This is a genomic window from Streptomyces sp. NPDC031365 (assembly GCF_055569765.1).
On record NZ_JBVIIM010000005.1, the window covers coordinates 156,536 to 171,005 of the forward strand.

The window sequence follows — 14,470 nt, forward strand, 5'->3', positions numbered from 1 at the left end:
CGCCGGAAGCGTCGCCCTACTCGAAGGCCAGCGCCTCGGTGATGCGTCTGGCGGCGCGTTCGGCCTCCGTGCCCGGGTCGGCGCCGGTGAGGACCTTGGTCATGTACTCCTTGATCGGGTTGTCCGCCTCGACCGCGCTCCACCGGGGTGTACTGGGGGTCGCCCGGCCCTGTGCGGCTCCGGCCGCCATGGCCGCGACCCCCTCCTCCCCCGCCACCGATTCGGCGAGACCGGGCTTGTTGGGGACGTAGTTCATGGTGCGGGCCAGCTCGGTGTTCCAGCGGGCGCCGGTGAGTGCTGCGACGACCTCGATGGCGGCGTCCCTGGCGTCGGTCTTCGCGGGAACCACCAGGTCGGAGCCGCCGGTGAAGACGGCACCGGGTGTGCCGGCCGTTCTGCCGGGGACGGGGAAGTATCCCAGCTTGCCCTCCAGGTCCGGATTCTGCTTCAGAATGGCCCGGGCCAGTCCGGGGACGGCCACGATCTGTGCGACGCGGCCGTCGGCGAACACGCCTGCCTGCGGCGGGTGTTCCTCATCGGAGTCGACAGGGCCGTCCCCGAGTGCCTGGAGCCGGCGGTAGAAGTCCATGCCGCGCAGCGCCGCCGGGCTGTCGAGTGTGCCGCGCCAGACGCCGTCGCGCTCCGTGGCGAGTTCTCCGCCCTCTTCCCAGATGAAGCCGGCAAGCGTGTACCAGTCCTGCCCGGCAAGGTAAATGCCCTGGGTGCCGCCGGTGTTGAGCTTTTCGGTGGCGGTGAGCCACTCGTCGCCGGTCTTCGGCGGGGCGGTGATGCCCGCTTCCCGGAAGAGGTCCTTGCGGTAGATGACGACGCGGTTGGCGGCGTACCAGGGGATGCCGTACTGCTGGGAGCCCCACTGGCCGGGTTCGGCGAGGCCGGGCAGCCAGTCGTCGCGACCCCAGTCCCGCATGGACTCCAGGGTGAGGTCGACCAGCCGGTCGCCCTCCGCGTATGTGGCGACCTGGGTGTTGCCGACCTCGATGAGGTCGGGCCCGTCCGTCCGGCGCGTCTTCAGCGCCTGTTCCACCTTCTCGCCGATGCCGGTCCACTCCTGGATGCGGATGTCGAGGTCGAGCCCGGAATGCTCGCGCTCGAACTCCTTGGTGAAGCGGTCCAGGTACTCCTGAGAGGCGCTGTGCCGCATCAACCACACGGTGACCGTCTGCCGTTGCGTTTCACTGTCGGGCATCAGCCCGCAGCCGCTCAGCAGGGATGCGGACACACAGACGAGGGCGAGCAGACGGCGTCTCACGAGGGGTCCTGTTTCTGTCTGACGGACAGGGCGGGCCCGGCGTGGGGGGCGAGCGGGAGCTCGGGCGGGTGTCCAGCATCTTGGTATGGACCAATGGGTAGGTCAAGGGCGTCAGGCGAACGGGGGCGACGTCTCGCGCTCCGCCGCGCGGTAGGGCACGGTGGAGTGACGTGTGACACAGGCGGTGTCCCGTACAGTCGGGGGTCCGCCGGGAAGGGAGCAGCATGTCGGAGCACACCTACCGGGTCACGGAGATCGTCGGCACCTCGCCCGACGGCGTCGACAAGGCCGTACGCAACGGCATCGAGCGCGCGTCGCAGACGCTGCGCCATCTGGACTGGTTCGAGGTGACCCAGGTGCGCGGCCAGATCGAGGAGGGGCGGATCGCGCACTGGCAGGTGGGGTTGAAGGTCGGCTTCCGCCTGGAGGAGACGGACTGAGCCCGTCCGCGACTCAGGTCCGCCCTTCACGCTCCTGAGCGTCCTTCAAGTCCCCGGACGGGGCCGTCCAGCGGGCCTGGACAACGGTGAAACCGGCCCGCCGGGCGTCCAGACAGACCAGTTCGTCGTCGTCCACGAGGACGCGGATCCGGCGGGCGCGGGCGAGGCGGCGCAGGATCGCGAGCTTGGTGTGACGGGCGGGCCTGCGGTCGGCGTTGCCACGCATGTGCACCTCGCCCTCGGGCAGCCCCTGGGCGGCGAGCCAGTCCAGCGTGTCGCGCCGGCAGCGCTCGGGCCGCCCCGTGAGGTAGACGATCTCGCATTCCCGCGCGCTCTCGCGCACCAGCGCGATGCCCTCGGCGAGCGGCGGGTCCTGCGGCGCCGCGGCGAAGAAGGCGTCCCAGTCGCGCGGCTTGCGCTCCAGGAAGTGCTGCCGGTGCGCGGTGCCGGCGAGGGTGTTGTCGAGATCGAACACGGCCAGCGGCCGCTCGTTGCGGTCGGTCACACCGCCACCTTAGTCACCGGCCGGGCGGAATCCCGCGGGCCGCCGGGTGTTGAACCCGGTATGAGTTCCGTCATCGCCCCGGTCCGCTTCTCCGTCCTCGACCGTTCCCGCACGCGCGAGGGGCACAGTGACCCCGAGGCCCTGCGGGACACCGTGGCCCTGGCGAGGGAGGTGGAGCGGCTCGGCTACCACCGGTTCTGGGTGTCCGAACACCACGGGGTGCCCGGGGTCGCCGGTTCGGCGCCGACCGTGCTGGCCGCCGCCGTCGCCGCCGCGACCCGGACGATCCGCGTCGGCACCGGCGGGGTCATGCTGCCCAACCACCGGCCGCTCGTCGTGGCCGAGCAGTTCGGGGTGCTCGAATCGCTGTTTCCGGGGCGTGTCGACATGGGCCTGGGCCGTTCGGTCGGCTTCACCGACGGGGTGCGCAGGGCGCTGGGCCGCGACAAGGGCGACGCGGCGGACTTCGCCGCCCAGCTAGGCGAACTGCTCGGCTGGTTCCGGGGCACCTCCCCCACCGGAGTACACGCCCGGCCGGCGGAGGGACTGACCGTGCCGCCGTTCGTGCTGGCCATGGGCGAGGGCGCCGCCATCGCGGCCCGGGCCGGCCTGCCGATGGTCATCGGCGACCTCCGCGACCGCGACCGGATGCGGCGCGGAATCGACCACTACCGTGAACGGTTCCGCCCCTCCTGGTGGGCGAGCGAGCCGTACGTCGTCGTCTCCGGCACGGTCGCGGTGGCCGACACACCCGAGCGGGCCCGGCGGCTGCTGATCCCGGAGGCCTGGTCGATGGCGCACTCCCGTACGCACGGTACCTTCCCGCCGCTGCCGTCGGCGGAGCGGGTCGAGTCGCTCTCCATGACCGCCAAGGAGCGCGGCTTCTACGAGTCGGGGCTGGCCGGTCAGCTCGCGGGCACCGAGGAGGAGGTGGCGCACGGGCTGGAGTCGGTGCTGACGGACACGGGCGCGCAGGAGGTGCTCGTCACCACCAGCACGTACGACCGGGAGGCGTTGCTGGACTCCTACCGGCGGCTCGCCGCCGCCGTGGGGCTCCGGGTCAGCACGGCGCGCCGGTGACGGGACACCGGCGCGCCGTCCTGCCCGCGAGAGGGCCGACTACTCCCTGCCCTTCCTGGGGACGTCACGGCCCCGGCGTCCGGTGCCCTCGTCCTTCTCGGTCTCGGCCTCGATGCGCTCCTTGCGGACCTCGCCGCGGACCGTCTCGTCCGCCGACTTCTCCTCCGTGGTCATCCGGACCCGCTCCACCGGGACCGTCTCGGTCTCCACGACGGGGCGTTCCTCGTGCAGGGTGACCTCGTGCTCGGCCTCCGTGATCTCCGGACCCGACATGGCCTCGCCCCGGTTGGCCTCCGTAATCGGCTCGCGCTCCACGCGCACTTCCTCGCGCCGCACGGGCACGGTCTGCTGCACCTCCTCGGTGACCACGTACTTGCGCAGCCTGGCCCGTCCGGTCTCGCGCCGCTCGACGCCGACGCGCATCTGCTCCTCGGAGCGGGTCATGGCGTCGTCACGCGGTCCGGTGCGGGCCTCGGTCCGACGGCCCTCGGTGCCCGCGGCTCCGGCCCTTCCCGCGGTGCCCGGCGCGCCGGCTGCCCGGGAGGCGTCGTCCCGCCGCCCGGCCGTGCCCGCCGCTCCGGCCGCACCCGCCGTACCGGCCGTACCGGCCGTCCCCGTACCGGTGGTCCGCTCGTCCTCACCGGGGTCGGTCAGGACGGAGTCCCAGTTGATGCCGTAGTAGTCGTACAGGCGTTGCTCCTCGTCCACCGACAGATGGCCACCCGCGTCGATGTCGACGTTGGGCGCACCCTTGATCTTGTCCTTGCGGTAGGGGACCTCGAGGTGGTCCTGCACGAGAGCGGCGTCGCGCATGGGTACGAACGACTCACTGGAACCGAACATGCCCGTTTTGACGGTCACCCACTCGGGGCGTCCACTCGCGTCGTCGAGGAAGACGTGCTTCGCGTCGCCGATCTTGTTGCCGTCCCCGTCGTACACGGGGTGATCCAGCAGGGTCGAGATCTCTTCGCGGGTGATCATCTTGCATCACCCTCCTTTCAGGGGGTCGCTGCTCTCCGGTTGTCCTGAACAGCTGACCGAAAACAGCAGAAAAGCGATAAATACCGCTTAATTTTCGACAGTGCTCACTTGTGGTGACCGCGCCCGTGCCCAGGAGCGTCCTCGTGCTCCGAGACGGCCTCCGGCTGGGCCGCGCACGCCAGGGCGCGGCGGTCCGTGCACCGCCCGGGCGGGACGGGGGCCAGCACCTCGATCTCGGCGATCACCCCCCGGGCCGACACCACCCGCCACAGCGACGCGAGCAGCGTGTCGTCCCCGACGAAGGCGGCAGCGGTGGCCGGCCGGCCCCCCGGGTCCCGATAGCGGATTCGGACCGGCTGCACGGGAACTCCGGCGTCCAGCGCCGCCTGGAAGACCGCGCGGCGGAAGTGTCCCGCGGCCCGGCCGCACCACGTGCTGCCCTCCGGGAAGGCAGCGACCGCCGCGCCGCCGCGCAGGATCCCGGTGAGCGCGGCGACCGTGTCCGGCAGGGCACGCAACCGGTCGCGGTCGATGAACAGCACACCCGCGCGCGCGACCAGCGCCCCCGCCACGGGCCAGCGCCGTATCTCGGCCTTGGCCAGCAGACGGGCCGGGCGGACCGTGGCGAGCAGGGGGATGTCCAGCCACGAGATGTGGTTGGCGACCAGCAGCAGCCCGCCCGTGGGTGCGGCGGCCCCGGCGATACGGACCCGGACTCCGGCGGCCCGCACGATCCACCGGCACCACCGGCTCACCGGGCCCGCCGGGATCCACCGTCCGAACGGCAGCAGCACGATCCCGGCGAGCAGCACCATCCCGACCCCCGCCAGCCGCAGCACGGCCAGCGGTACGGCCGCGGTGGTCACCGGGGAGTCCACACAGCCCCGGGGAGTACAGGGCGCGCCCGGCAGCCAGACGCTCACCGGGCGGGGACGAGGGAGAGAAAGTGCCGCAGATACCGGGGATTGACCCGGTCCATCGGCAGCAGCACATAGAAGTCGGCTACGCCGAAGTCCAGGTCGTGCGCGGGCTCTCCGCAGACCCAGGCACCGAGCCGGAGATAGCCGCGCAGCAGGGCGGGCAGTCCGGCGGAGGCGGCGGCGGGTGCCCCGCTCCGCGGCCGCCAGGGCAGCAGCGGGCGTACCCGGTACTCCTCGGGCGCGAGGTGCCTGGCCCGTACCCGGTCCCAGGTGGCGGAGGCGAGCGCGCCGCCGTCGGCGAGCGGTACGGAACAGCAGCCGGCCAGCCAGGCGTGGCCGCGGCCGGTCATGTAGCGGGCGATGCCTGCCCAGATGAGGCCGATGACCGCGCCGTCCCGGTGGTCGGGGTGCACACAGGAACGGCCGACCTCGACGAGTGACGGCCGTATCGCACCGAGCGCCGACAGGTCGAACTCGCCCTCCGCGTACAGCCGTCCGGCGATCCCGGCGCGCTCCGGCGGCAGCAGCCGGTACGTGCCGACGACCTGCCCGCTCGCCTCCTCACGCACGAGCAGGTGGTCGCAGTAGGCGTCGAAGGGGTCGACGTCCAGGGCCGGCTGCGGACCGGACAGCAGGGCACCCATCTCCCCCGCGAAGACGTCGTACCGCAGCCGCTGCGCGGCGCGCACGTCCTCCTCGTCGCGGGCGAGGGTGACGGTGTACCGGAAGGGGGTGGTGGGCCGCGGGGGCTGGTCGACGGTCAGCACGCCGGTCATGGCTCTCTCCTGATCACGCACCGGAGCGGGAGTGGGGACACCCCCGTTCTCCCGATCCGGGTTGGCGTGTACGTGACCGGAGCGGGGAGTACGGATGTGGAGATGCTGAATCCCAGAAGCGAAACCGAGACGGGGCCGGAAGGAGCACCTCTCCCGGCCCCGCCCGTCCGCACGTACGGCGAACGCTCACTGGAGCGCCCCCTGGGGGCGCGGGGTGACATCGTGCGGCTCCGCCGCACGGGCGCGACCGGCTCCGGACGGCCCGCAGCCGGTCTGCGGCCCGCTGCCGCACGTCGCTAGCGCTTACCCGCCTTGCGCGCAGCCCGCAGCCACTCCCTGTTCATCCCCGTGATGGACGTCAGCGGAATGCCCTTCGGGCAAGCGGTGGCGCACTCCCCGGCAAGCGTGCACCCTCCGAACCCCTCCTCGTCCATCTGCGCCACCATGTCCAGCACCCGCGTCTCGCGCTCGGGCGCTCCCTGCGGCAGCACGTTCAAATGGTTGATCTTCGCAGAGGTGAACAACATCGCCGCCCCGTTCGGGCACGCGGCGACACACGCCCCGCACCCGATGCACTCCGCGTGCTCGAAGGCTACGTCGGCATCCGGCTTGGGCACGGGCGTGGCGTGCGCCTCCGGCGCGGAGCCCGTCGGGGCCGTGACGTAACCGCCCGCCTGGATGATGCGGTCGAAGGCCGACCGGTCGACCACCAGGTCCTTCACCACCGGGAAGGCCGACGCCCGCCAGGGCTCGACGTCGATGGTGTCGCCGTCCTCGAAGGACCGCATGTGCAGCTGGCAGGTGGTGGTGCGCTCCGGACCGTGGGCGTCTCCGTTGATGACCAGCGAGCAGGCGCCGCAGATGCCCTCGCGGCAGTCGTGGTCGAAGGCGACCGGGTCCTCGCCCGTGAGGATGAGCTCCTCGTTGAGGGTGTCGAGCATCTCCAGGAAGGACATGTCGGGTGAGATGCCGTCCACCTCGTACGTGGACATGGCGCCGTCGGCGTCGGCGTTCTTCTGCCGCCAGACGCGCAGGTTGAGCTTCATGCGTAGCTCCGCTGGGTGGGGTGGACGTACTCGAAGACCAGGTCTTCCCTGTGCAGGACGGGAGCCTCGCCGGTGCCGGTGAACTCCCAGGCGGCGGCGTAGGAGAACGCGTCGTCCTGGCGGGCGGCCTCGCCCTCCGGTGTCTGGGACTCCTCGCGGAAGTGGCCGCCGCAGGACTCGGCGCGGTGCAGCGCGTCGAGGCACATCAGCTCGGCGAGCTCCAGGTAGTCCACGATGCGGTTGGCCTTCTCCAGCGACTGGTTGAACTCCTCACCGGTACCGGGAACCTTGATGCGCCGCCAGAACTCCTCGCGGATCTGCGGAATCCGCTCCAGTGCCTTGCGCAGCCCGGACTCGGAACGGGCCATGCCGCAGAACTCCCACATGAGTTCGCCGACCTCGCGGTGGAAGGAGTCGGGGGTGCGGTCGCCGTCGGCCGACAGGAGCAGGTGGAGGCGGTCCCGGGTCTCGGCCAGCACCTCCTGCACCACCGGGTGGTCCGTGGTCACCTCCTCCTGGTGCGGGTTGCGGGCCAGGTAGTCGTTGATGGTGGCCGGGAGGACGAAGTAGCCGTCGGCCAGGCCCTGCATCAGCGCGGAGGCGCCGAGCCGGTTGGCGCCGTGGTCGGAGAAGTTGGCCTCGCCGATGGCGAACAGACCGGGGACGGTGGTCTGGAGGTCGTAGTCCACCCACAGACCGCCCATCGTGTAGTGCACGGCGGGGTAGATCCGCATCGGTACCCGGTACGGGTCCTCGTCGGTGATCCGCTGGTACATGTCGAAGAGGTTGCCGTACTTGGCCTCGACGGCCCTCCGGCCCATCCGCCTGATGGCGTCGGCGAAGTCCAGGTAGACGCCCTGGCCGCCGGGGCCCACTCCCCTGCCCTCGTCGCAGACGTTCTTGGCGGCGCGGGAGGCGATGTCGCGGGGCACGAGGTTGCCGAAGGAAGGGTAGATGCGCTCCAGGTAGTAGTCGCGCTCGTCCTCGGGGATCCGGTGGGCCGGGCGGGTGTCGCCCTGGGCCTTCGGCACCCAGATCCGGCCGTCGTTGCGAAGCGACTCGCTCATCAGGGTGAGCTTGGACTGGTGGTCGCCGGTGCGCGGGATGCAGGTGGGATGGATCTGGGTGAAGCAGGGGTTGGCGAAGTACGCGCCGCGCCGGTGCGCCCTCCAGACGGCGGTGGCGTTGGAGTTCATGGCGTTGGTCGACAGGTAGAAGACGTTGCCGTAGCCGCCGCTCGCCAGGACGACGGCGTCCGCGAAGTAGGTGTCGATCTTCCCGGTGATCAGGTCCCGGGCGACGATGCCGCGGGCCCGGCCGTCCACGACGATCAGGTCGAGCATCTCGGTGCGCGGGTGCATCTCGACGTTGCCGGCGGCGATCTGCCTGCTGAGCGCCTGGTAGGCGCCGAGGAGAAGCTGCTGTCCCGTCTGGCCGCGGGCGTAGAAGGTGCGGGAGACCTGGACACCGCCGAAGGAACGGGTGTCGAGCAGTCCGCCGTACTCGCGGGCGAAGGGCACGCCCTGGGCGACACACTGGTCGATGATCTCCACGGAGATCTGCGCGAGGCGGTGGACGTTGGACTCGCGGGAGCGGAAGTCGCCGCCCTTCACGGTGTCGTAGAACAGCCGGTGGACGGAGTCGCCGTCGTTGCGGTAGTTCTTCGCCGCGTTGATGCCGCCCTGCGCGGCGATGGAGTGGGCGCGGCGCGGGGAGTCCTGGTAGCAGAACTGGACGACGTGGTAACCCTGTTCGGCGAGGGTGGCACCGGCGGAGCCACCGGCCAGGCCGGTGCCGACGACGATGACGGTTTTGCCGCGCCGGTTGGCGGGGTTGACCAGCCTGGCCTCGAACCGGCGTCTGTCCCAGCGCTCGTGGACCGGGCCGGCGGGGGCCTTGGTGTCGGCGACCCGGTTGCCGGTCGTGTACTCGGTGTAGGAAGTCATGGTCAGCTCACCACTCCGGTCATGACGCCCACAGGGACGGCGAGGAAGCCGGCCGTGAGCAGCAGCGCGAGGGCATTGGCGGTGGTCTTGAGGGCGCGGTCGCGGGTGCGGCTGCCGATGCCGAGGGTCTGGGCGGCGCTCCAGAAGCCGTGCCGGATGTGCAGGCCGACGGCGAGCATCGCCACGATGTAGATGACGTTGCCGTACCAGGTGGAGAAGGTGTCCACGACGTTCTGGTAGGGCTTGCCCGTCTCGAAGCCGCCGGAGTGCACGGTGCCGGTGGTCAGGTCGAGGAGGTGCCAGACGATGAACAGGGCGAGGATGATGCCGCCCCAGCGCATGGTGCGCGTGGCGTAGCTCGCCCGCGCCTTCTGGTGCACGTACTTGCTGGGCCGCGCCTTGATGTCGCGGCGGCTGAGCTGGTAGGCGGAGACGGCGTGGGCGATCACGGCGACGACGAGGACGACGCGTATGAGCCACAGCGTCCACTCGTCGTGCATGAACGGTTCGCCGACCGTGCGCAGCCAGTGGGCGTAGCGGTTGAACTCGCCCGACCCGAAGAAGATCTTCAGGTTCCCGATCATGTGCGCGACCAGGTACAGCAGCATGATGAGGCCGCTGACCGCCATCACAGTCTTCTTGCCTACGGTCGAGTCCCACACGGTGCGTGCCATGGACGGCCGTCTGTCCGTCCGCGTTGCCAGAGCCATGTCGTCAGACGCTAGGGCCGGAAGGCCCCATCGGTCCAAGACATGGTCTGCCTTGTTTTGATAGGGGGAGCCTATGATGTGCCCATGCAGTTCCAGCAGCTCCAGTACTTCGTGGCGGTCGCCGAGACCCGGCACTTCACCCGGGCCGCCGAGCAGGTCCATGTGGCGCAGCCGTCACTGTCGCAGCAGATCAAGGTGCTGGAGCGGGAACTGGGGGCCGATCTGTTCCGGCGGGCGCGCGGGAACATCACGCTGACCGATGCCGGCGAGGCGCTGCTGCCGCTGGCGCGGCGGATCCTGGCCGACGCGGACACCGCACGGCACGAGGTGCAGGAGGTGGCACAACTGCGCGGCGGGCGGGTGCGGCTGGGGGCGACGCCGAGTCTGTGCACCGGTCTGCTGCCGGATGTGCTGCGCGCGTTCCACGACCGGTATCCGGGTGTCCGGCTGCTGGTCGAGGAAGGAGGTTCGCACGATCTCGTACGGGAGCTGGCGCGGGGTGCGCTGGATCTTGCCCTGGTGGTGCTGCCGCTGCCGACGCCGTCGCCTGCGCTGACCACGGTGGAGCTGCTGAGTGAGGACCTGGTGGTGGTGTCGTCGCCGGATGCCGCGCCGCCGGGGCGGGGGCGGAACGAGGTGCGCATCGCCGAACTGGAGGGTGAACGGCTGGTGATGTTCCGGCACGGCTACGACCTGCGGGAGCTGACGGTGGCCGCGTGCCGGGCGGAGGGGTTCGAGCCGGAGTTCGCGGTGGAGGGCGGGGAGATGGACGCCGTGCTGGGGTTCGTGCGGGCGGGGCTGGGAGTGGCGGTGGTGCCGCGGATGGTCGCCGCGCGGTCGGGGCACGGGCTGCGGGTCACTCCGCTGGCGCGGCCGGGTCTGTACCGGGCCATCGCCCTGGCCCACCGCAGTGATGTGGCCCCGCCCCGGGCGGCTCGGGAGTTGCAGCGGATGCTGCTGGAGCGCTGACGCGGGTGTGCGGGGGGGTTTCCCGCCCCCGCCGCCCCTTCCCGTCCCGTCCCTGAGGGCTTCGCCCTCAGACCCCCGTTCGCGCAGTTCCCCGCGCCCCTAAGGGATTGGGGTGCCTTGGTGGTAGTACATGCGCCATCCCGCGTCGTCGTCGTGCTTGCGCCACAGGGAGCTGCGCAGGGCCCGGTGGCCGGCGAAGTGGGTTTCGTAGGTGAGGTGGACCAGGTTGGGGGCCAGGAGGACGCCGGTGATCTCCGACGGCTCGTAGAGCGGGCCGTCCGCCGTGCCGCCCGGGTGGTCGGGCAGTTCGGCGATCATCTCGGCATACGTGTAACGCCGCCCCGAGGCCCCCACCTCGGTGAACTCCGGGTCCAGCAGACGTGTGACCTCGGCTCGCGAGGACCGCACGGCAGGGTCCATCAGCCGCAGCTCCCCCGCGATCGCCGCCCGCACCGGGTCTCTCCCCTGGCTCATCCCCACCCGATCTCTCTCCGTCCGTTCCGGCCGCACGCCTCAGGGGCGCGAGGAACCGCGCGAGCGGCCACGGCGCACCCGGAGCCGCCGTACGACCCGAGTCGCCGGGCGGCTAGCCCGTCGCGTCCACGAGGGCCAGCTCGTGGAGACGGTCCGGCGGGCCCGGACGGGCGTAGTACCAGCCCTGCGCCGTGTCGCAGCCCAGGATGCGGAGCTGTTCGGCCTGCGCGCCGGTCTCCACACCCTCCACGGTGACCGCGAGGTCCAGGCTGTGGGCCAGGGAGACGATACCCTCGACGATCTTCAGGTCGACGGGATCGGCCGGGAACTGCTGCATGCTCTGGGTGAAGGAGCGGTCCAGCTTCAGAACGCTCACCGGGAGGCGGCGCAGGTTGGCGAGGTTGGAGTAGCCGGTGCCGAAGTCGTCGAGGGCGATGTCGACACCCATCTCCGCCAGACGGCGCAGGGGTTTGAGCAGATCGTCGTCCGCGCCGATCAGCGCCGACTCGGTGACCTCCAGACACAGCGCGTCGGGGGCCACGCCGGTGCGCTCCAGGATGTCCACGGTGTCCTGGACCAGGCCGGGATGGGTGAGCTGGCAGGGCGAGAGGTTCACGTTGATGCGCAGCGGACCGAGTGCCTCGCCCCCATGACGGTCCCGCCACTCGCGGGCCTGGCGCACGGACTGCTCCAGCACCCAGCGGCCCAGCGGCACGATGAGTCCCGTGTGCTCGGCGAGCGGGATGAAGCGGTCCGGGGAGAGCACCCCGTGCTGCGGGTGCAGCCAGCGCACCAGCGCCTCCGCCCCCCGGACGCTGCCGTCACCGAGGTGCACCAGCGGCTGGTACTCGATGAAGAACTCGCCCCGCTCCAGGGCCGCCGGCAGCGCCGTGGTGAGCCCGTGGCGGGTGATGGCGCGGGCGTCGGCCTCCGGATCGGCGAGCTCGAAGCGGTTGCCGCCCGCCGACTTGGCCCGGTACATGGTGATGTCGGCGCTGCGCAGCACCTCCGCCGCGCTGCGTTCCCCGGCCGGCCCTTCGACGATGCCGATGCTGCCGCGCACGGTCAGCTCTCGGCCGTCGACGCTCATCGGGGCGAGCAGCGCGTTCATGATGCGGGCGGCGAGCTCGTCGACCGTGCGCTGGGTGTCGGAACCGGTGGTCAGCGCCACGAACTCGTCGCCGCCGAGCCGGGCCACCATCTCGCCGGGCGCGGTGGCGCAGGACTGGAGCCGGTCGGCGACCTCGACGAGCAGCCGGTCGCCCGCCGCATGCCCGAGGCTGTCGTTGACGGTCTTGAAACCGTCCAGGTCGAGGTAGCACAGTCCGAACCGCTGGCCCTCGCCGGCGCCGAGCGCCTTCTCCAGGCGCTCGAAGAAGAACGTCCGGTTGGGCAGACCGGTGAGCGCGTCGTGGGTGGCCTCGTAGCGCAGCCGGAGGTTGAGCAGCCGCCGCTCGGTGGTGTCCTCCATGAGGGCGAGCTGGTACTGCGGGGCGCCGTCGGGGTCGCGCAGCAGGGACACCGTCAGGTTGGTCCACAGGACCGTTCCGTCCGGGCGGTAGAAGGCCTTCTCGAGGTGGTAGTGCTCGCGTTCGCCGCTCACCAGCTCGTCGTAGAGCCGCCAGGTCTGCGGGGCGTCGTCGGGGTGCACCCAGTCCTTGACCTTGCGGCCGCGCAGGCTCTGCTCTGACAGTCCGAACATGCGCCGCAGTGCGCCGTTGACCTGCAGGATGTTGCCCTCCAGATCGGCGATGCCAATGCCTATGGCCGCGCCCTCGAAGACCGCGCGGAACCGGGCCTCGGTGGCGTGCAGCGCCTGCGCCACGACGCCCTGTGCCTCCAGCGCGGCCCGTGCGACGGCCTCCTGTTCGGCCAGCGTCCGCTCGCGCAGTGCCTGCGCGAACCCCGCGGCCATGGCGTGCTGGAGCCTGGCGCTGCGCGCCCTGAGATCCTCACGGTCGCCGTCCTGGCCGCAGTACAGGACGAGATAGGCGTCCACGCAGTCCAGGGTCCGGCTGAGCGCCTCCGGGTCGGTGCAGTGAGCGTGCACCAGGGCGGCGCCGGCCGCCCTGCCCGCGTCCGCGTCGAACGACCTGGCCCGCAGTGCCTCGCTCAGCCGGCGGGCCAGCGGCAGCAGACGCGCCTCGAACTCCGGGCGGGTCGACGAGGTCGAGGTCACCGGGAAGACCGCCCGGCTCCAGATCGTCGCGAACCGGCGCAGTCTGTCCTCCGGCCCGTCCGGCTCCGCGCTCACGCCGTACGCCCCACGCCCGCGAAACCGGAGAAGGCGTAGGGATCCTCGTCCTCCGGTGCGGTGTCCGGCCGCCACTGCGGCATCGGCACCAGTCCGGGTTCCACCATGTCGTACCCCTCGAAGAACCGCGCGATCTCGTCGCGCGTGCGCATGATCAGCGGGTTGCGAATGTTCTGGTACACGTCCACCGCCCCCACGGCCCGCTCCGGCGGCAGCGGGATCCCGTCGTACGAGGCATGGGTGAGCACGAGCATGCTGCCGGGCGCGAGTGCCTCGCGCAGTTCGGCCACCGCCGCATACGGGTCGTCCGCGTCTTCCACGAAATGCAGTATGGCAACGAGAAGCAGCGCCACTGGCCGATTCAGGTCGATCAGCCGCCGCACTTCGGGGCTGTTCAGGATCTCCTGCGGCTTGCGGAGGTCCGCGGCGAGGATGTCCGCGCCGTCGTTGCCGCCTAGCACCGCCTGACTGTGGGCCACGGCCACCGGGTCGTGGTCCACGTACATCACGCGCGCGTCCGGATCGGCCGCCTGGGCCACTTCGTGGACGTTGCCGAAGGTCGGGATGCCGGAGCCGATGTCCAGGAACTGGGTGATGCCCTCGGCTGCGGCGAAACGTACCGCCCGCCGCATGAACGCCCGGTTCGCCTGCATGATCTTGGGCAGTCCCGGCATGAACTCCATGGCCTTGCGGGCCGCTTCGCGGTCGACCTCGAAGTTGTGCGAACCGCCCAGGTAGTAGTCGTACATCCGGGAGACGCTGGGCACCGTGATGTCGATGCTCCGGGGGGCCCAGGCGGGACGCTCCATGTATCTCTCCAAGGCGTAGGCGATCCGGTGTTCGACAGGAGGCTACTGATCGCCCGCCAATGGAGCGACCCCAAACGGAAATTGACCATCCGTTCCCGGTCACTGCCCGTGGCACGTGCCGAATCGTCCTGCTCATTCCGGTGACGTGAAGTGTCCGCGGTATTCCGGAGTGTGCCGGCGTGCGGAGAAGCAGGCGGGGAAGCGCAGGACATTCCATGGGTTCAGGTGAATCACGGCAAAACGGTCCGCCCCTCCGCGGGCTGCGGAGGGGCGGACACTCGGCCGGCGGC

Annotated in this window: 14 protein-coding genes; 3 read left to right on the forward strand and 11 right to left on the reverse strand. The window is 71.1% G+C overall.

Going from position 1 to position 14,470, the window contains the following annotated elements:
- Window positions 1-16: 16 nt before the first annotated feature.
- Complete coding sequence (locus ACZ5C2_RS10780; protein WP_468788847.1) at window positions 17-1,270, reverse strand: extracellular solute-binding protein; 1,254 nt, start codon at window positions 1,268-1,270, stop codon at window positions 17-19.
- A gap of 224 nt (window positions 1,271-1,494) precedes the next feature.
- On the opposite strand from ACZ5C2_RS10780, the gene ACZ5C2_RS10785 reads away from it, so the two are divergent.
- Window positions 1,495-1,710: a dodecin gene (locus ACZ5C2_RS10785; protein WP_468788849.1), complete on the forward strand. Its 216-nt coding sequence runs from the start codon at window positions 1,495-1,497 to the stop codon at window positions 1,708-1,710.
- 13 nt (window positions 1,711-1,723) lie between these two features.
- Here the strand turns inward: ACZ5C2_RS10785 and ACZ5C2_RS10790 are convergent, their stop codons facing one another.
- On the reverse strand, window positions 1,724-2,215 hold the full coding sequence (locus ACZ5C2_RS10790; RefSeq protein WP_468788851.1) for a phosphatase domain-containing protein: 492 nt from the start codon (window positions 2,213-2,215) through the stop codon (window positions 1,724-1,726).
- Window positions 2,216-2,275: 60 nt separating this feature from the next.
- Here ACZ5C2_RS10790 and ACZ5C2_RS10795 point away from each other — a divergent pair, with 60 nt between their 5' ends.
- Window positions 2,276-3,295 carry an LLM class flavin-dependent oxidoreductase gene (locus ACZ5C2_RS10795; protein WP_468788853.1) on the forward strand — a complete coding sequence of 340 codons (1,020 nt, stop codon included), beginning with the start codon at window positions 2,276-2,278 and terminating at the stop codon, window positions 3,293-3,295.
- Between the two features lie 39 nt (window positions 3,296-3,334).
- On the opposite strand, the gene ACZ5C2_RS10800 is transcribed toward ACZ5C2_RS10795, so the two are convergent.
- The 6 genes from ACZ5C2_RS10800 to ACZ5C2_RS10825 form a co-directional block, all read right to left on the reverse strand.
- Window positions 3,335-4,276, reverse strand: a complete 942-nt coding sequence (locus ACZ5C2_RS10800) for a DUF2382 domain-containing protein (protein ID WP_468788855.1) — start codon at window positions 4,274-4,276, stop codon at window positions 3,335-3,337.
- Between the two features lie 104 nt (window positions 4,277-4,380).
- Complete coding sequence (locus ACZ5C2_RS10805; RefSeq protein WP_468788857.1) at window positions 4,381-5,199, reverse strand: lysophospholipid acyltransferase family protein; 819 nt, start codon at window positions 5,197-5,199, stop codon at window positions 4,381-4,383.
- Window positions 5,196-5,972 carry a GNAT family N-acetyltransferase gene (locus tag ACZ5C2_RS10810; RefSeq protein WP_468788859.1) on the reverse strand — a complete coding sequence of 259 codons (777 nt, stop codon included), beginning with the start codon at window positions 5,970-5,972 and terminating at the stop codon, window positions 5,196-5,198. The genes ACZ5C2_RS10805 and ACZ5C2_RS10810 overlap by 4 nt, the downstream gene beginning before the upstream one ends.
- Before the next feature lie 296 nt (window positions 5,973-6,268).
- The gene (locus tag ACZ5C2_RS10815; RefSeq protein WP_468788861.1) at window positions 6,269-7,018 is read right to left on the reverse strand and encodes a succinate dehydrogenase/fumarate reductase iron-sulfur subunit; all 750 of its coding nucleotides are present in this window, start codon (window positions 7,016-7,018) and stop codon (window positions 6,269-6,271) included.
- Window positions 7,015-8,964 (reverse strand): fumarate reductase/succinate dehydrogenase flavoprotein subunit, encoded by a 1,950-nt coding sequence (locus ACZ5C2_RS10820; protein ID WP_468788863.1) that lies wholly within the window; start codon window positions 8,962-8,964, stop codon window positions 7,015-7,017. Before ACZ5C2_RS10820 ends, ACZ5C2_RS10815 begins: the two co-directional genes overlap by 4 nt.
- A 2-nt stretch (window positions 8,965-8,966) precedes the next feature.
- On the reverse strand, window positions 8,967-9,638 hold the full coding sequence (locus ACZ5C2_RS10825) for a succinate dehydrogenase (RefSeq protein ID WP_468788865.1): 672 nt from the start codon (window positions 9,636-9,638) through the stop codon (window positions 8,967-8,969).
- A 120-nt stretch (window positions 9,639-9,758) separates the two neighbouring features.
- Here ACZ5C2_RS10825 and ACZ5C2_RS10830 point away from each other — a divergent pair, with 120 nt between their 5' ends.
- Window positions 9,759-10,643 carry a LysR family transcriptional regulator gene (locus ACZ5C2_RS10830; protein WP_468788867.1) on the forward strand — a complete coding sequence of 295 codons (885 nt, stop codon included), beginning with the start codon at window positions 9,759-9,761 and terminating at the stop codon, window positions 10,641-10,643.
- Between the two features lie 99 nt (window positions 10,644-10,742).
- On the opposite strand, the gene ACZ5C2_RS10835 is transcribed toward ACZ5C2_RS10830, so the two are convergent.
- The 3 genes from ACZ5C2_RS10835 to ACZ5C2_RS10845 all read right to left on the reverse strand — a co-directional run bounded on the left by ACZ5C2_RS10835 (window position 10,743) and on the right by ACZ5C2_RS10845 (window position 14,180).
- Entirely contained in the window at window positions 10,743-11,117 is a 375-nt protein-coding gene (locus tag ACZ5C2_RS10835; RefSeq protein WP_468788869.1) for a nuclear transport factor 2 family protein, read from the reverse strand.
- A 112-nt stretch (window positions 11,118-11,229) separates the two neighbouring features.
- The gene (locus tag ACZ5C2_RS10840; RefSeq protein WP_468788871.1) at window positions 11,230-13,371 is read right to left on the reverse strand and encodes a putative bifunctional diguanylate cyclase/phosphodiesterase; all 2,142 of its coding nucleotides are present in this window, start codon (window positions 13,369-13,371) and stop codon (window positions 11,230-11,232) included.
- Complete coding sequence (locus ACZ5C2_RS10845) at window positions 13,368-14,180, reverse strand: SAM-dependent methyltransferase (protein WP_468788873.1); 813 nt, start codon at window positions 14,178-14,180, stop codon at window positions 13,368-13,370. Before ACZ5C2_RS10845 ends, ACZ5C2_RS10840 begins: the two co-directional genes overlap by 4 nt.
- Window positions 14,181-14,470 lie beyond the last annotated feature (290 nt).